Consider the following 17,600-nt stretch of genomic DNA (forward strand, 5'->3'; position numbering starts at 1 on the left):
TCGCTCGTTGTTCAGTTTTCAAAGAACAATTTGTTTTTCGCAACAACGTTTAATATCTTATCACGTTGTTCTTTTTGGTGTCAAGCACTTTTTTTGAATTGTTTTTCATTCTTTCAAACAATTCTTTTGTGTTTTTGTCCCCAACCGCGTGTCTCTCTCGGCCGGAATTAGAATATACCATAGGCTCGTACAGCATTGCAAGTCTTTTTCGCAAAAAAGTTTAACCCGGTTCTATAAGCTACTCTATTGGCTCATCATAATTACTTTCATATGTGTCCACATAGGAATCATAGTTTTCCTCTTCCGCTGCGTTCTGAATATCCTCCGCCGTAATTAGAATCAGCTCATAGCCATCTTCTTGATGCTTCTTCAGCGCTTTTTCCTTTACGTACTTTGGACTTCCCTCCGCCGCCTCTTCGTCGTAGAAAAGAAGCAGCCCGTCGGATTTGCGGAACAACAGCTCGTCTCTCGCCTGGAACTGCCAAGGACCTGCATACGGCTGATGGCTTACCGCCCCGTAATAATCGACTTTGGTTATAATCTGCCGATAGTACTCTTTTTTCTCGTCGTTCCACTGCTCTTCGGGATTCATAAAAGCGGTAATGATTGATAGCTTCAGCTGCGGGTATACCGATTGAAGCTCCAGGGCTACTTCGCACACCCAAAGATCAAATCCGTATTGCCCCGGCGTGATGACCCATTCCAGCCCTTCTTCAATGAGAGGAATAAGCTTGGCTTCGATCGCTTTTTTTATATAGGGGATATGTTTATGCTTTTGATTAAAGATTTGGAGCTCATGTGCCCGATACCCGGTTGCAAACAACGTCTTCAAAGGTCCACCTCATTTCTTCATCCATCCAATATAACAGCATTCGGAGGCGGAGCGTCAGAGAATGTACGTTCTGTTTCATCTATGCCGATAATGATAGAGCTGCCTCCCATGGAGACAGCTCTTCTTCGTTATATCTTATTTGCTCATCAGTTGCATGAATACGGCAAGCATTTTGGCTGTTTCTTCGCGTGTTGCAACATCTTGAGGCGCGAAGTAAACGCCGGAATGGCCGGCTTTCGTTTTGCCGTTGATAATGCCTGCCTGCTGAACGGCCTTCACCGCTTCCTTCACGCTTGCCTGAATTGCGCTGCCGTCTGCAAAGGTAATCGCCTTCTGGCTGGCAGGAAGCTCGACGTTCATGACGCCCGCAAAGCGAACCAGCATAGCAGCCATCTCCGCCCGTGTAATGGAGGCCTTCGGATTAAACTTGCCTCCGCCTACTCCGCTTGCAATACCTTTGTCCGCTGCCCATTGCACGGCATTAGCATAATAATCGGTCGTACGCACGTCCGAGAACTTGCCTGCTTTGTAGCTGCTTAATTGAGCACCTGCGATGCGGGACAGAAGCACCGCAAAATCTGCTCTCGTCATTTTCGCTTTTGGCGAGAATTGATTCGAGCTTGTTCCGGAAATAATGCTGCGTGCCGAAAGATACGTAATAGCGTCTTTCGCAAAGCTGGATGTTGCGTCCTTGAAGGACTTCTTGTTATACGCTACCGCATAAAGGGAGAAATGAGTGACATCAAAGCTAACCGTACCCGTAGCAGGGTCATATACACCGGACGGTACGGTTACAAGCTCGCCGTTATCCGAGACGTAATAGATGATAATCGCATTGCGGTCTTCGCTTGCCGCTGGCGTATACGGTACTTGAACATGCACAGTGCCTCCGCCAAAGGTAGTAATTGCGCTGCCGTTTGCTTTTATCGCAAAATCAAACACCGGATGGCTGCCCACAGCTTGCAGGAATTCGGTACGCTTAACACCCGTTAAGCCTGCACCGGGCGTTGCCGCATCAGACTGGCGAACGGTAATCGTAACGTCATTGTTTTTCGAAGCTGCTGCAATAGATGCGATAGCTTTTGCGTCAAAGGATACCGTGCCTACTCCCGCTTCAATCGTTAAATTCGTCAGTGCTGCATCTTTAGCTTCAGTGAAGATCCCCTTCTCAAAAACAATTGCAGCTTCTTTCGCTTTGCTATCCGGAATAGCCGATACCGTCAAGCTGCCTATCTGGCCGACTGACAATTCGTTACGCAGTTTTTTCAAAGCAGATGCAAACTGGCTGGATGTCACATTTGCGCTTGCTTTACCCGAACCGTGAGTTGTCGCTTCAACCTTCGTCACTACATTCGCGCCGTTAGAACAGTTATCGATTACAGTTGTACCTCCGCCATTGGATCCGCCGCTGCCTGGTTGATCCGGCGGTGTAACAACGATAGAGCCTGGTGCTACAGTTACGGTACTTTCCGCCACTCCGTATCCGTCCGCGCTTGTTGCTTTTATGACGGCCGTACCTGCTTTTACAGGAGTAACCTTGCCATTCTGATCAACCGTCGCAATGCCGGAATCCGAGGAAGACCACGTAACGCTGCCCGAAGCACCGTTTGCAGGCACAACCGTTGCCGTCAATTGGCCGGCAGCTCCGCCCGCTGTAAGTGAGAGGGACTTCTGGGCAATAGACACTTGGGTTACGTTAAGCTGGTAGATGCCTACTTTACCGCCTACTTCGTAAGCAACCAGCACCAATGGCTTTCCGGTCGGGCTGACCGATGCAGGAATAAATTCGATACCCTCCGGACCGGTATCCGTATCCAGATTCACTTTATTGTCCGCGCCTTTAAATACACGGGTATTCGTATAGTTCGCAAACCGAGGATTCTCCGGATCCGTCACGTCATACGTCATCAAGCCGCCTACGCGCTCCAGACCGATAAAGGCAAGCTGCCTATTGCCTACTTTGCCAACCTTAATGTCTTCCGGCTCCGGACCTTTCTTCACGCTGCGGTCATCCATCGTAATTTTGCTGTTGCTGACGTTGAAGTAATCCGGAACGCGCTGAGCCGTAATATTCTCGAAATCATTGCCGCTGTCGTATACCTGGTCCATCGAATCCGCATTCCAGATCGAGAAAGAACGGCCGCCGTACATGTAAATACCGTCGTTGCCCATATCGCCCGCTACTTCAATCCCGTCGTAGGCTGTTGTGTCTTTCAGGAACTTGTAGGCTTCCGAGTCAGGGTCCAAGCTGCCTTTAAGCGCACCAAGCTTACTTGCGTTCACGCGGAACTCCGAAGCATCTCCTTCGTTAGCCGTAAGCAGGTACGTCTTGCCGTTAACTGTATAAGAAGCAACGCCGTCCGGCATATACATGCCTTTAAACGGCACTGTCTCCAATTGAATGGAGCCATTGGATTGAACATCGAGGGCATTGGCTGGATCATTGTAATCCTTGAGACCAAGAGCTTTTACTGCGGTAACTTTATGCGCAGCAATATCAACAACCGCTACGGCGTTGTTCTCTTGAAGCGTTACATAAGCGGTCTTCCCGTCAGCGGAAAGCGTAATGTATTCCGGTTCCAGATCGTAGAGCGCGTCTTCTTTCGAGCCGCTAGATTTGACCGTATTCGTTACCGGATCCAGCTCTCCGCGAATATGCACGCCATCTTCAATGACAAACGGGTCATCGAAGTATGCTGGCGTAGATGTACCGGTTACAGTATCTACAATTGTGATGCTGCCTTTGGCATCCTTCGAGACAAGGCGTGGCTCCGCTTCGTCAGCCGTAAGGATATAACGGCCGTCTTCGGTCGATTTGATCATATCCGGCTGCACGCCTGCCTTATACTCGGTTACGTAGTTGCCGTTATAATCGAGTACAAGGATTTTACCAGGCAGCAGCGGATCCTTCTCTTGTATAGATACCGCAATCCGTTTCGTTGTTGTATTGATATCTACGCTTGTGAGGTCACCGTAAACGAAACCGTTTGTCTCAGAAAGATCCTTCACGAGAACGGTTTTCTCCTTCTCCAGTGTTCCCGATACTTGGCCCAGGCTTACGATCTCCAGACTAGGAGGGTTGCCGGAACCGTTAACCAGATAAAACTTGTTATTGTCTTTATTATATTTCACGATCTCGGCAACGCCGCCTTCACTATTGTAAGTACCAAGGGAGAAACTTCCGATCTTCTCAACCGACAACGTATCCTTCATCTCGCGAAGCGGCTGGCCGATTGTAAGCCAGAACGATTTGGTTCCCGTTGCAACAGGATTCGCGCTGTCTGTCGCAGTCACTGTAATTAGAGAAGACTTGGCAGCCGCTGTAGGTGTACCCGTGATTTCACCGGTAGTACTGTTAATAGTAAGACCAGCTGGCAGATTCGTTGCGCTGTAAGTAAAAGGCGCCGTTCCGCCGGTTGCAGCAACCGTAGCCGTATAAGCAGTGCCGATTGTAGCGCCTGCGATTGCGGTTGTTGTAATAGTGACCGGATCAACTTGAGGTGTTTCCGGCTGCTCAGGTGTTGTTACTCCCCATGGGCCGAAAGCGCCGTTATGAGGTAGGGTAGCCGCCAGTTCCGTTTCTTTTCCGGCTACATTTAATGCCTCGTAATCAATTTGTTGAAAATCCGATTTATTATTATCCATATCGACAGTTGTCTTACGGCGAATAGCTTTCTTCTTGGATGTGCCTTCGGTAGAACCTGTCGGGTATGCTGCTTCGTATCCGTCGATGTCACTTCCAGGATCATTACTGCCTGTACCAACCATATCTACATAACCGGCTGGTTTTGTATTAAATGGATTGGAATCGGAAACTGCAAGCGGAGTCTGATTGCTCATCAGAACGACTTTCATGCCTTTGTTATTAAAAAATTGCGTATCCCATGCCTGATCAGCCTTACCAGTAAGGCTGATTTTTGCATCACCTGCGTTTGCAGCCACATTCGCTGCCGCCCCCGTGATTAGGAAAGAGGAATGTGCTTTTATCGTGCCGGTCAAATCAAGCTTCTTCCAGTCTGATGTAATTGCTCCTGTTGTCGCACTGGTACCGCGATCGTTATATTGCAAAGACCATCCGGAGAGATTGATATCGTTATCGGTCTGATTGTAAAGCTCAATAAAGCCGTTAGTGAAATAAACCCCAGTTGAAGCAGCTGTTCCACCACCGTATACCTGATTGATAATTACGTGCGGAACACTGACGCTGTATTCATTAGAAGTATTGTAAGGAGTTCCCGCCAGTGGAGTTACGCCGCCATCCGCCATTGCCACACCGGTCCCCAGTAAGGCTGTAGCGGCGATTTCGGCAGCAAGGAAAATGGACAAGAAGCGCCTGCTTTTATTGATCATTTATTAGTTTCACTCCCATTTCATAGATTCTACTAAAATTGTAATGGGGGAATGTTTTCTAAAGGTTAATAGGCAGTTTAAGATATTGTAAACCATTGTTATTTCTCATCCTGAATAATTGCAAATTGCGCGTGGATTAAGAAATGTCTTGCCAAGCAACACTATACTTATGTAAAATCGAGCAAGTTGCGCAAAAGTTGACTTTATGTTATGGAGGGTTACAGCTAGATGAAACCACAAGAAATCGGCGTCCACGAAAGGCCGCCAATGGGCCAAAGCCTCATGCTGAGCATTCAGCATTTGTTCGCGATGTTTGGTTCAACCGTACTCGTTCCGAACCTGCTTGGCGTAGACCCGGCGATCTGTCTTTTGATGAACGGGATCGGCACTCTGCTTTATCTATTTATCGTAAAAGGTAAAATTCCCGCGTATCTTGGCTCCAGCTTTGCGTTTATCGCACCTGCCGGAGCGGTTATCGGCAACCACGCTTCCCACTCTGACGGCTATGCTGCGGCACTTGGCGGATTTATTGCAGCGGGCGTTGTGTTCACCGTTGTTGCGCTTATTATCCAAGCCGCGGGTACCGGCTGGATTAACGTCATTTTCCCGCCTGCTGCGATGGGTGCCATCGTTGCGGTTATCGGACTTGAGCTTATTCCGGTTGCAGCCGGCATGGCTGGATGGATCAAAGCGCCAAGCGCGCCTGCTGACCAAGTATGGACACCGGATGGAACGGCCATTACGATCTCCATCGTCACCTTGCTGATTACCGTGCTTGGTTCGGTTCTGTTCCGCGGCTTCATGCGCATCATTCCGATTCTGGTCGGTATCGTGTGCGGCTACTTGCTTTCTTACTTCCTGGGCTATACAAACTTCGATAACGTATCGGCGAGCAACTGGCTTGCGGCCCCTACGTTTACGACGCCAACCTTTGAATGGGCGGCTATTCTGACGATCGTTCCCGCTTCCCTGGTCGTTCTTGCCGAGCATATCGGCCATTTGATCGTAACAGGAAATATCGTTAAAAAGGATTTGTCCAAAGATCCGGGCCTGCACCGTTCGCTGCTCGGCAACGGCATCTCGACGCTTCTGTCCGGCTTCCTTGGATCTACGCCTAATACGACTTACGGGGAGAATATCGGCGTTCTTGCGATTACGCGCGTCTATTCCACGTTTGTTATCGGCGGAGCAGCCGTATTCGCTATCGTACTGTCGTTCTTCGGCAAGTTCTCGGCACTGATCGCAGGTATTCCCGCTCCGGTTATGGGCGGCGTATCGCTCCTGCTGTTTGGCGTTATCGCGGCTTCCGGTCTCCGGATGCTTGTCGAGTCCAAAATCGACTACAGCAAACCAACGAACCTGTACCTGACAACGGTTGTTCTCGTAACCGGCCTTAGCGGCGCGAAAATTACAATCGGCGACTTCTCCCTCTCCGGAATGGCTCTTGCAACCGTAACGGCGATTATCCTGAGCCTGCTCTTCAAAATCTTCGAAATTACTCGCCTGTCCAATGATTCGGAAGCTTCCGGTCATTAAAACTCAAAAGCCCAGCGGCCAATTGGCCGCTGGGCTTTGTCATAATACGAGTACTAGCTTCTTTTTCTCCGCGTCATCACATCGAAGATTACCGCAATCGCAAGCACGCCGCCGCGAATCATGTATTGATAAGAGATACCGACCCCCATCAGATTCATGCCGCTTGAGAGCGAAGCCATTACGATCGCACCGATAATCGAACCGGTAACTTTACCCACGCCGCCTGCTGCCGATACCCCGCCTACATATGCTGCTGCAATCGCGTCAAGCTCGAACAGCGTACCGGCTGTTGTTGTTGCGGACTGCAATCGTGCAGTAAACAGGATACCGGATAAAGCAGAGAGCAGACCCATGGAACCAAACACGATATAGGTAATCTTTTTCACGTTGATCCCGCTCAAATGCGCCGCTTCCGGGTTGCTGCCTACCGCATAAATATGACGGCCCAGCACGGTGCTTGTGGTCAGGAAGTGATAAATCACAACAACGAGCAGCATGATAATAACCGTCCAGGAGAAGCCGTTATAACCTGCGATAATATAAGTAATGTAAGCAATAATCGCGGATACGAAGATCAGCTTAACGGTGAACATGCCCTTGGAGATTACTTCGAATTGGTATTTGATCTTGTTCCGGCGTTTGGAGACCTCAAAGTAAATAAAGAGAAGAATAACAAGCACGCCAAGCAGGAGAGACAGGAAATTCAGATCGTCCAGCTTGAATAACGACGGGATATAGCCATTACCGAGCGCGTTAAAATGCTCGTCCTTAACGATAATCGTACCGGTCTTCTCGGTTACGCGAAGCAAGGCGCCGCGGAAGATCAGCATGCCGGCGAGAGAGGCTACGAAGGAAGGGATGCCCAACGACGCAACAAGCACTCCGTTAAACAAGCCTACAATAACACCGAAAATCAGGATAATCGGAATCGCAAGGTATACGGGGACACCTGCCTGCGAGAGCAAAATAGCGGCAATCGCTCCCAGGAAGCCTGCCGCAAAGCCAACCGACAAGTCGATATGGCGGATCACGATAACAAGCGTCATGCCTACCGCAAGCACCGCAATATACCCTGTAGCGTCAAGAAGATTACTAATGTTGCGGGAAGACATAAACAAGCCGTCCGTCAGAATCGAGAACGTCAGCATGATCACAAATAAAGCAATGTACATGCCGTACTCGCGGATATTCACTTTCAGCAAAGATTTGCCTTCGGTAAGGATGTTTGTCTTGCGTTCTTTATTGCCCTGAGTGACTAAGTTCATTGGTGATCCTCCTAAAATGAATGGCTGCGCAAAAGGCGGTTATGCGCCGATTGCGGCGATTCATGCTTCGTAAGCATTTAGCTATTGCGTTGCAAATTGCATAATATTTTCCTGGTTCGCCTCTTCAATCGGAAGCTCGCCTTTAATCGCGCCTTCCGCCATAACATAAATGCGGTCGCTCATGCCGAGAATTTCCCCAAGCTCGGAAGAGATCATAATAATGCTCATTCCCTCCGCAATCAGCTTGTTCATAATGGTATAAATCTCGAATTTAGCGCCAACGTCGATACCGCGTGTCGGCTCATCCAGGATAAGCAGCTGCGGCCCAACGAACAGCCATTTGCCAAGCGATACCTTCTGCTGGTTGCCGCCGCTTAGGTTGCCCACGATCTGTTCAATGGAAGGGGCTTTCACGTTTAACGAGCCTTTGTAATCGCTGGCGATCCGGATTTCCTTATTGTCGTTGATAACCCCCTTACGGGAGATTCCGTTCAGGTTAGCGGCTGAGATATTATTCTTAATATCCTGAATGAGGAATAACCCATCGCCTTTCCTGTCCTCGGTTACGTAAGCAATGCCTTCCTTGATCGCATCCTTCGGATGCTTGAGCGATTTGGCGGCGCCGTTCACGAGCAGCTCGCCTTGCAGTCTATAGGACTTTGGATTGCCGAAGATGCTGCGGGCAAGCTCCGTCCGTCCCGAGCCCATCAAGCCGGCTATTCCGACGATTTCTCCTTTTTTAACATGCAGGTTCACATTCTTCACGACATGTCTTCCGAGCTCGGGATCGTAAGCGGACCAGTCTTTCACTTCAAGTATGGTGCTTCCAAACGATTTGTTTGTTCTCTTCGGATAAATATCTTCAATTTCGCGGCCAACCATGTTACGGATAATATTGTTTTCCGTGATTTCTCCCTTGGCCCCGTCCAGGGTGCAAATGGTACGTCCATCGCGAAGCACGGTTGCTTTATCCGCAATCGAGATAACCTCTTTGAGCTTATGCGAGATCATAATGCAGGTAATGCCCTGCTTCTTTAGCTCCCGGAGAAGATCGAGAAGGTTCTCGCTGTCATTCTCGTTCAGAGCTGCCGTTGGTTCATCCAATATGAGCAGCTTTACGTTTTTGCTTAATGCTTTGGCGATCTCGACCAGCTGTTGCTTGCCTATACCCAGTTCCTTAATCAGTACTTCGGGATTTACGTTCAATCCAACCCTTTGAAGCATCTTCTTGGCTTCGGCGATTGTCTGATTCCAATCCACTACCGAGCCCCGTTTAATCTCGTTGCCCGCAAAAATATTCTCGTAAACCGTAAGGTCCGGGAACAACGCCAGCTCCTGATAGATAATGGCGATACCCGCTTTTACGCTGTCGCTTATTTTGTGAAAAACTTGAATATCGTCTTCCAGCACAATATCGCCTTTGTACGTGCCGTAAGGATACACGCCGCTCAGTACCTTCATCAAGGTCGATTTGCCGGCTCCGTTCTCGCCGATCAGGCAATGAATTTCGCCCTTCTCCACCTTGAAGTTTACGTCCGAGAGCGCTTTGACCCCCGTAAATTCCTTCGAGATATTGTTCATTTCCAAAATGTATTTGCTCATCATTTATGCACTCCTAAAAGAATTTTCGCGCTTGCTGCGATAATTCTTACATCGTAAGGTTTTCCTTAAGCAAAACAAGTAGAGCTTTGCAAGGAAGGAATAGCAATAGACAAATCTATCGCTATTCCCCCTTAAGCTTTATTCGTTTACGATTACAGGCCCGTGAAATCGCTCGCCGCGTAGTAAGCCGAGTCGATCAATTCTTTCTTCACATTGTCTTTATTCACGACGATAACGTTGGTTTGTTTTGCTTTCACTTCTACTTTGCCGTTGTCATACGAGCCTGTTGTTGCAGGATCTTTGCCGTTGAGAATGTCTATGGCCATACCCATTGCGTCTTTAACAAGCGTACGAACGTCTTTGAATACCGTCATCGATTGTTTGCCGTCAATGATGTATTGGATGGAAGCTTTTTCAGCGTCTTGGCCGGTAATTACATAGCTCTTAATTGCGCTATCCGCTTTGAATACGTCGGCAATGGAACGTGCCGTGCCATCGTTTGGAGCCAGGATGGCTACATCGCCTTTCATGTCGGCAGCTGCCGCAGTCAAGTGAGTTTGAGCTTTGTTTTTCGCTTCGTTGGGATCCCAGTTTGTCGTGACTTGGCCAATGATTTTGCTCATTTGGTCACGGGACAGGTCTTTAGTATCCTTAAGAGCTTCAGCTTCACTGGAATTCGCGATTTTAAATGTGCCGTCAGCGATTTTCGGCTGAAGCACGTTCCAAGCGCCTTGGAAGAACAGGAAGGCGTTATTATCGGAAGCGGCGCCTGCGTACAGGTACAATGGCTGGCCGTTGCCTTTAGCGTTATCAACCAGGTATTGAGCTTGTGCCGCGCCTACCGCTACGGAATCGAATGTAACGTAGTAGTCAACCGCATCCGTATTGGTGATCAGGCGGTCATAAGAGATAACCTTGATGCCTTCTTTTTTCGCAGCTTCAACGGCCGCAGCAGCTGCATCGCCGTCTTGAGGACAGATAATAAGTACTTTGATGCCTTTATTAATTAATGTTTCTACGTTTTCTTTTTCTTTTGCCGAGGAACCTTGGCTGAACAAAATTTCCGTCGTATATTTGGAATCTTTCAGCGCGTCCTTGAAGCGCTCCTCATCTTGAATCCATCTTGTTTCGTCTTTTGTCGGAAGAACGATACCAACGCTGATTTTACTGTCGCTTTTACCGCAAGCCGCAACCAAAGCCGTGAGCAGCAGAACAACCATTAAAAGCGCAAACGATTTGAAGCCTTTTTTCATCTTCGTTACCCCTCCAATAATGTCTTTGTTCCTTACACGACCAACTATAGCACGGGCAACTTCCAATGAAAGCGCTGTTATATAGCACTCTTTTATAACCGCCTAGACTTTTTTAAACTGCTCGAGCGGCAGGCAAAAAAATAAAGACTAACCAGTCGAAACTGGCTAGTCTTATCCGCTTTTACTTCTTATCCACGTTCTTGTAGACGTCTTTGCGGGAATGGAATCCGTCGGCAATAATCGTCTCGTCAATATTGGATTTGTCTACGGCGATTGGGGACAGCAGCACGGAAGGCACTTCAATCTTACCGTTATTCACCGTCCGGTCCGCACCGGTATCCTCTCCTTTGGCCAGCTTGACGGCAAGCTCGGCGGCTTTGTCGGCCAGCAGCTTGATCGGTTTATACACAGTCATCGTTTGCGTTCCTTCCACAATCCGCTGCGCGGCGGCAAGCTCGGCATCCTGGCCGGCAACCGGCAGCTTGCCCGCCAGTCCTTGCCCCGCTAACGCCTGAACGACACCACCCGCCGTAGCATCGTTTGCCGCAATAACCGCATCAATCTTATTGTTATTCGCTTCAAGCGCATCCTTCATGTTGGCCAAGGCATTCACCGGGGTCCAATCCTTCGTCCATTGATCATAGACAACCGTGATTTCCCCTCTGTCGATAAAAGGCTGCAAAACATTAAATACGCCCTGCTTGAATAAATGCGCGTTATTGTCCGTATCGGCGCCGCCGATATAAACAAACTTGCCCTTCGGCACAAGCTTGGTAATCGCCTCCGCCTGCAGCTCTCCTACCGCCTCGTTATCAAACGATACGTACAAGTCCACGTCGGCGTTCTTTATGAGACGGTCGTACGCAAGCACTTTAATGCCGGCCGAATGCGCCTTCTTCACGATGGCTGCCGTCGCATCCGCGTTATGGGGAACAACAACGAGAATGTCGACCCCTTGGCTGATTAACGCTTCCGCTTGGGAAATCTGCTTGGCGTCATCCCCGTTAGCCGCAATAATCTCCACATCCGCGCCAAGCGCCTCGCATGCCTCGCGGAATAAATCCCGGTCCTTCAGCCAGCGTTCCTCGAGGAGCGTATCCATCGAAAAGCCGATCCTAATCCTTTTATTCGTCTGATCGGAAGGGGATGTGGTGGCCTTAGGTTCATTTTTCAGGTTCTCGGCTGCCGCTCTACCGCCGCTATTGCTGTCGCAAGCCGACAAAAGAAAACAGACGATTAGAACGGCAATAAATAGAGTAGACCTTCTCCTCGCGAAGCCCAGTTTCATTCGCTTCTCTTCCTTCATCCCAAATTTTTAGCTCGAAGCCGATTTGCCAAGGAGCGTCTTGCGGTATTCCGTTGGGGAAACCTCGCACATCTTTTTGAATACCTTGCTGAAGTAATTCGGATCATGGTAACCAACCATATAAGTAATTTCCTTTAAACTCCGCTCGGGATCGGCCATCAGCTTGATCGCTTTCTTAATGCGGCATTCGGTCAGAAAATCGATATAGTTAATGCCAAGCTGGTCTTTAAACATTTTGCTGATATAAAAAGGACTCAAACCAACCATTCGCCCGATCGCTTCCAGCGAAATATCCTCATGCGAATGATCCGCAATATACTGCTTGATTTGTTGTATCGCATCCGGCTCAATCCGTTCCTGATGCTCCGCATACGACTGTCTCATCCGCTCCAGCAGAAGCTCGGACTCCGCCCTAAGCTGCCTGTAATCCTGCGCCTGGAAGGAGAACATCGGCGTATCGATCTCGATGCCCATCTCAAGCAGTACGCGGGAGGCAATCCAGAGCAGCTCGAGTACACGCTGCTGCGCATGCACGAGGTTTGCCCCTTCATTCTCGTAACGGCGGACAAAATCCGTCAAATCGTTGCGGACCTGCTCCCATTGCCCAAGCCGGATCCGGTCGAACAGCTGCTGCTCGAGCTGCTTGACCGGATAGCCGTCGCGCGTCACGCCAAGAACAGGGGTATCCTCATAAAACCGGTATTTAACCGGCAGCGACGGATCAATAGAAGCCATTAACGCCTCCTGATACGACTGCCGAATCTGATCGAGCGACTCATATACGCCGCCGATCCCCACAAACCAGCCGTCATTGCCGTCCGCCTTCGCCACGGCGAGCAATTCGCGTGCCATTGTCACCGCCTGGGAACGGTAAGACCTGTCTGCCTCCGGAAACACGATGATCGGAATTTGGCGTCCGTACATCGCGCCAACCCAGCCGCTTCCCATTTTTCGAACCTTTTCTTTAATAGAGATATAACAGCTTTCAGCGCCTGGAGGCAGTAATACGGTCATCGCGTACTTCTCGTTTGCCGTATGCACGCCAAGCAGCCCTACCAGCTCATCCAAATGCACCTCATGAACATGATCGAACAATAATTGCGTAACGATATCCGTCTCGATAATCGGCATAACTCTTTGCAGAGCCGTTCGCTGAAGCTCGGTTGTCTCTACCGTCTTACGCTCCTCCTCAATGAGATGAAGAACGCGCTGAACGGTTGTTACGATCTCCGAGGCTTTGCTTGGCTTGAGGAGATAGTCCTTGACGCCAAGCTTGATCGCTTTGCGCGCGTAGTCAAACGTATCGTAAGCCGTTACCATTATGAATTTGATCGACGGCTGATTTGCGCTTATCAGCTCGACCGCCTCAAGTCCGTTGATTCCAGGCATTTTCACATCCATTAAGATCAAGTCGGGACGAAATTCCTCCGCCAGCTGCACCGCTATATTCCCGTTCTTTGCTTGCTCAATAGTAATGTCCGGCAATCCATGCTGGAGGATGGCCTTTAAACCTTCGCGCTCAATCTGCTCGTCATCCACAATCAACAGCTTATACATGCGTTAACCGGCCTCCCTTTCCTTCGGCAGCTTCAATATCACTTTTGTTCCTTTGCCCACTTCACTCTGAATGGCCATAACATCCTCCCGACCGTAATAAAGGCGCAGCCGGTTAATTACATTGCCGAAGCCAATGCCCGTCGAATGCCCGTCTCCCTCCTGGCTGGCAAACCGGTCCTCCATGATGTGCGATATTTTCTCCTCCGATATGCCGCTGCCTTCGTCCTCAATCTCGATCCTGATCTCGGAGCCCTCGTCTCGGACGCGAAACGTAATCGTGCCTCCTTCTTCAAGCGGCTCTATCGCATGTATAACGGCATTCTCGATAATCGGCTGGATCGTAAGCCCCGGGATCTGGACGTACAAGCACTCCTCATCCACCTCTTCCACAAAGCGCAGCCGTTCCGTAAACCTTGTTTTCTGGATAAAAATATATTCGCGCAATACGCGGACTTCCTCATAAAGCGTAACCGGTCTGTCTAACCGCTTAAGGTTATAGCGGAGCAGCCTTGCCACGCTGGTCAGAAGATCGCTTGTTTCCAGCGAGCCTTCCAAATAAGCCTTTTTCGATAACGTATCCAAGGTATTAAACAAGAAATGCGGATTGATCTGACTCTGCAGACTTCTCAGCTGGCTCTCCTGCAGGAGCAGTTTATTCTTCTGCAGCTCGCTCTCGAGCTGGGCTTTCGTTTGAATCTCCGAGATCAGATTGTTGATGTTGATTCGCATCCGGTCAAAGGTCTTGGCGAGGAAGGAGATCTCGTCATTGGCGTAAATTTCGATATGGGTATCGAATCTTCCACGCGACAGCTCGCGGGCCGCTTGGGTAAGACGCTGGATTGGACGGGTGATGCTGAGAGAGAACCAATAAGTAAACAGCAGGAGGAGGAAGGTGATCAACGCCAGCATCCACACCCCAAGCTTCTTCAGCTCCACGGACTGCATAATCATGCCGCGGTAGAACTGGTCGTACGTCTGAAGCTCGGTCCCAAGCAGCGTTAGCGTCATCTCCGAAATATACTTCGATAGCCGTGTCGCCTCCGTAAAATCATTAAGCGCTTCTTCATTGTTCTTCTCGTTCAAAAGACGGATTGACCGATTCGTGGAGTCCACCAGACTGTCGATGAGGTTCAAATAATTGGTCAAGGTAAAATGATTGCTGTTGTTGCGCAGATCCGCAATATGCAGTTGCGCGTCCAATAGTCTCTTTCGATCGCCCTCGACATTAGAAAGCTTCGAAGGGGTTGGCGTTTGTATGTAGTTGTTGAGCGAAGTGACCAGCTGCTGGCTGGACGCGCTTACCTCGTTCATTTGCAGGTAGCGCTGCAAAATATCGTTATATTGATCCTGCATCTTCTGATTGTAATACGTGAGGAGAAACCAGATCGCAACCATGATAAACAAGACGATAGCGGTCAGCGACAATATCTTCTTTTGGACTGTATTCATTGGAGTTCATCCGCCTTAAGGAGCCGAATATCCGTAAAATAACCTTCATAATTTAGGGGGAAGGTCTCGCCTTTCAGCCACTGCACCATTAACTGCACGCCTAGCTCGCCCATCATTTCCGGGGATTGCTCGATAATGCCGCTCATCTTCTTCTCTTTCAGCAAGGTCTTGATCTCTGGGCTGTCATCAAAGGAGTAAATATGGAACTTGCTCAGCTGCGCGCGCTTGCCAATCTCCTGCACCATTGCGCTTGCATTGTTTGCCGTGACCGATACGAAAGCTGCTACATTCGGCTCTTTATTCATAATTTCGTTGGTAGCCGTAACAACCTTCTCCCTCGTGTCCCCTGCTACTACCGTAATAGGTTCGATGTCCGGATAGAACTTCAAGATGTTAAGAATGCCGTTAAGCCGCTTGCTCTGAAAATCCTCCTGTCGATCCGATACCATAAGCACTACCTTGCCCTTATGCTCAAGATCTTCGGCAAGCTGGGTTCCTATCATTTGGCCAGCCTTATAATGATCCGAACCGATGTAAGTCCGTCTTAAGCTGTCTTCAATTGGCACGTCGTTAGCAATCGTAAAGATCGGAATTCCGTTACCGGCAGCCTTAACCGTTGCCAATTGATTAAACTCATCCGTATTTAGTCCCTGTACCAGAATGCCGTCTACTTTAGAGGCGATCGCGATCTCCATATTTTTCAGAAAATCCTCCTGATTGGTTCCGTAGCTGCCCCATACTTCAAGCTCGGCTCCATACTTGGAGGCGGCCTTGGATGCTCCGTTCTCAACTTTATCCCAAAACGGCGTATCCATTTCTTGGGTAATGAGAATGAGGCGGTAACCGGCTTTATTCGCGCTGCCCACATCGGCAGGGGCTGACAAATTATAATGAAACACATGTATAAAGGAAGAGAGGGTAAACCCTAAGAGCACCAGGCATATAGCAGATAACAGGACAATGACGAGTTTCCTCATTTGTCGGCTCCTTTGTCTATGAAACAATCTACTAAAACGCTTCCATCCATAGTTGCCCTCATCATAGCACAATAGACCTAGTCAAGAAATGTAAATTTTTCGCACATAAAGAATTGACATTAAAATAATCGAAAAGCTATAATTTTATAGCAGTATTGGATTTATATGGTATTTTAAATTTAGAAAACGGGATGGTGGTTCTGATTAAAAAGTTTTTTAGCGTGGCGGGCAAAATTGTATTAAGCGGGTTAATCCCTATTGGGATTATGATTATTGTGGGTATCGGTTACGCCATCTACGCTGCCGCAACAGGCGCCGATATGGATGAGATTACTAAGGTTGGAGAGGCGCGGTGGACGCAATACCTGCAGACGGTGCTCTTTATCGGGTCTGCCTTGGCCATGTACGCGTGGTTTGAACGAAAGCGCAAGTGGCCGCTGGGACTAAAGCAAAAGCATGGAATTGACCGCGGCCTTCAAGGTTTTTTTGCAGGAATTCTCCTTATGACCCTCTCTGCCATTCTGATTTGGGCGGCAGGCGGAGTAAGCTGGGAAGCCTCACAATGGAATCAGACCTTAATCCTTTCCTTGCTTGAGGGTATTATTTTATACATAGTTGTCGCCTTATCCGAAGAGTTATTCACACGTGGATACATTCAGGGACTTATTAAATATCATTATGGGACACCGGCTGCCATTATCGTAAGCTCGATTATTTTTGCACTTATGCACAGCATGAATCCGAATATGTACGAGACGCCGTTTCCGTTCATCAATATTTGTCTGGCCGGCATCCTCTTCTCGATAGCAAGGGAATTAACCGGAGGCTTGTGGTGGCCGATTGGGCTTCATATGAGCTGGAACTTCTTCCAAGGCTACGTATACGGCTTTCAAGTATCCGGAACGGAGCCGGTACCGGCCGTTCTTCAAGTAACCGACAACGGCCCGATCCAGCTGTCAGGCGGAGAGTTTGGCGCAGAAGGAAGCTATATGGCCTCTCTTGTCCTTATCCTCGGCATAATAGCCGTTTACTACCTTTATAGAAGAAAAAATAAAACTCATTAATGCCTCTAGACGCTGACCTTGTGTCAGCTTTTTTTGTGTGCAAATATAAAAAAAGACTACTTCGTATGTGAAGTAATCTTGCGTTGTTATATGGAGCGGAAGACGGGAATCGAACCCGCGACCCTCGCCTTGGCAAGGCGATGCTCTACCGCTGAGCCACTTCCGCTTAAATGGCTGGGGATCAAGGATTCGAACCTTGGAGTGACGGAGTCAAAGTCCGTTGCCTTACCGCTTGGCTAATCCCCAACAATTATAGGTTTTTTGTAAGGTAATAATGGGGCGATCGAAGGGAATCGAACCCTCGAATCTCGGAGCCACAATCCGATGCGTTAACCACTTCGCCACGACCGCCATATAATCGGTGTTTTTGCACCTTCAAAACTGGATGCGAAAGTTTGAATTCCTTAAG

Annotated in this window: 11 protein-coding genes and 3 tRNA genes; 2 read left to right on the top strand and 12 right to left on the bottom strand. The window is 48.9% G+C overall.

Annotated elements, in window-relative coordinates; genetic code table 11:
- Nucleotides 1–238: 238 nt before the first annotated feature.
- Nucleotides 239–832, bottom strand: coding sequence for an SLOG family protein (locus tag CFI03_RS30710; RefSeq protein WP_248762878.1), 594 nt, complete (start codon nt 830–832; stop codon nt 239–241).
- A gap of 135 nt (nt 833–967) precedes the next feature.
- A complete protein-coding gene (locus CFI03_RS30715; RefSeq protein ID WP_248762879.1) occupies nt 968–5,182 on the bottom strand; it encodes a choice-of-anchor I family protein in 4,215 nt (1,404 codons plus the stop codon).
- A 228-nt stretch (nt 5,183–5,410) separates the two neighbouring features.
- On the opposite strand from CFI03_RS30715, the gene uraA reads away from it, so the two are divergent.
- Nucleotides 5,411–6,718, top strand: coding sequence for a uracil permease (uraA, locus tag CFI03_RS30720; RefSeq protein ID WP_127499235.1), 1,308 nt, complete (start codon nt 5,411–5,413; stop codon nt 6,716–6,718).
- Nucleotides 6,719–6,771: 53 nt separating this feature from the next.
- On the opposite strand, the gene CFI03_RS30725 is transcribed toward uraA, so the two are convergent.
- The 7 genes from CFI03_RS30725 to CFI03_RS30755 form a co-directional block, all read right to left on the bottom strand.
- Nucleotides 6,772–7,983, bottom strand: a complete 1,212-nt coding sequence (locus CFI03_RS30725) for a sugar ABC transporter permease (protein WP_248762880.1) — start codon at nt 7,981–7,983, stop codon at nt 6,772–6,774.
- Between the two features lie 81 nt (nt 7,984–8,064).
- A complete protein-coding gene (locus CFI03_RS30730; RefSeq protein ID WP_248762895.1) occupies nt 8,065–9,585 on the bottom strand; it encodes a sugar ABC transporter ATP-binding protein in 1,521 nt (506 codons plus the stop codon).
- A gap of 152 nt (nt 9,586–9,737) precedes the next feature.
- Complete coding sequence (locus tag CFI03_RS30735; protein ID WP_248762882.1) at nt 9,738–10,838, bottom strand: sugar ABC transporter substrate-binding protein; 1,101 nt, start codon at nt 10,836–10,838, stop codon at nt 9,738–9,740.
- A gap of 181 nt (nt 10,839–11,019) precedes the next feature.
- Nucleotides 11,020–12,126 (bottom strand): D-xylose ABC transporter substrate-binding protein, encoded by a 1,107-nt coding sequence (xylF, locus tag CFI03_RS30740; protein WP_248762884.1) that lies wholly within the window; start codon nt 12,124–12,126, stop codon nt 11,020–11,022.
- 27 nt (nt 12,127–12,153) lie between these two features.
- Nucleotides 12,154–13,701: a response regulator gene (locus tag CFI03_RS30745; RefSeq protein WP_248762886.1), complete on the bottom strand. Its 1,548-nt coding sequence runs from the start codon at nt 13,699–13,701 to the stop codon at nt 12,154–12,156.
- 3 nt (nt 13,702–13,704) lie between these two features.
- Nucleotides 13,705–15,150 carry a sensor histidine kinase gene (locus CFI03_RS30750; protein ID WP_248762888.1) on the bottom strand — a complete coding sequence of 482 codons (1,446 nt, stop codon included), beginning with the start codon at nt 15,148–15,150 and terminating at the stop codon, nt 13,705–13,707.
- A complete protein-coding gene (locus CFI03_RS30755; RefSeq protein ID WP_248762891.1) occupies nt 15,147–16,127 on the bottom strand; it encodes a sugar ABC transporter substrate-binding protein in 981 nt (326 codons plus the stop codon). The genes CFI03_RS30750 and CFI03_RS30755 overlap by 4 nt, the downstream gene beginning before the upstream one ends.
- Before the next feature lie 221 nt (nt 16,128–16,348).
- Between CFI03_RS30755 and CFI03_RS30760 the strand changes: the two genes are divergently transcribed.
- Nucleotides 16,349–17,191, top strand: coding sequence for a CPBP family intramembrane glutamic endopeptidase (locus CFI03_RS30760; RefSeq protein WP_248762893.1), 843 nt, complete (start codon nt 16,349–16,351; stop codon nt 17,189–17,191).
- Nucleotides 17,192–17,282: 91 nt separating this feature from the next.
- On the opposite strand, the gene CFI03_RS30765 is transcribed toward CFI03_RS30760, so the two are convergent.
- The 3 genes from CFI03_RS30765 to CFI03_RS30775 all read right to left on the bottom strand — a co-directional run bounded on the left by CFI03_RS30765 (nt 17,283) and on the right by CFI03_RS30775 (nt 17,542).
- A tRNA-Gly gene (locus CFI03_RS30765) sits at nt 17,283–17,357 on the bottom strand.
- Nucleotides 17,358–17,362: 5 nt separating this feature from the next.
- Nucleotides 17,363–17,437 (bottom strand) — tRNA-Gln (locus tag CFI03_RS30770).
- Between the two features lie 29 nt (nt 17,438–17,466).
- Nucleotides 17,467–17,542 (bottom strand) — tRNA-His (locus tag CFI03_RS30775).
- Nucleotides 17,543–17,600 lie beyond the last annotated feature (58 nt).

It is taken from the genome of Paenibacillus sp. ATY16 (genome assembly GCF_003399985.2).
Taxonomy (GTDB): domain Bacteria; phylum Bacillota; class Bacilli; order Paenibacillales; family Paenibacillaceae; genus Pristimantibacillus; species Pristimantibacillus glycanilyticus.

Coding starts and splice junctions, on each gene's coding strand:
- CFI03_RS30750 (WP_248762888.1), bottom strand. CDS start 15,150: ATGAATACAGTCCAAAAGAAGATATTGTCGCTGACCGCTATCGTCTTG.
- xylF (WP_248762884.1), bottom strand. CDS start 12,126: ATGAAACTGGGCTTCGCGAGGAGAAGGTCTACTCTATTTATTGCCGTT.
- CFI03_RS30755 (WP_248762891.1), bottom strand. CDS start 16,127: ATGAGGAAACTCGTCATTGTCCTGTTATCTGCTATATGCCTGGTGCTC.
- CFI03_RS30735 (WP_248762882.1), bottom strand. CDS start 10,838: ATGAAAAAAGGCTTCAAATCGTTTGCGCTTTTAATGGTTGTTCTGCTG.
- CFI03_RS30745 (WP_248762886.1), bottom strand. CDS start 13,701: ATGTATAAGCTGTTGATTGTGGATGACGAGCAGATTGAGCGCGAAGGT.
- CFI03_RS30730 (WP_248762895.1), bottom strand. CDS start 9,585: ATGAGCAAATACATTTTGGAAATGAACAATATCTCGAAGGAATTTACG.
- CFI03_RS30725 (WP_248762880.1), bottom strand. CDS start 7,983: ATGAACTTAGTCACTCAGGGCAATAAAGAACGCAAGACAAACATCCTT.
- CFI03_RS30715 (WP_248762879.1), bottom strand. CDS start 5,182: ATGATCAATAAAAGCAGGCGCTTCTTGTCCATTTTCCTTGCTGCCGAA.
- uraA (WP_127499235.1), top strand. CDS start 5,411: ATGAAACCACAAGAAATCGGCGTCCACGAAAGGCCGCCAATGGGCCAA.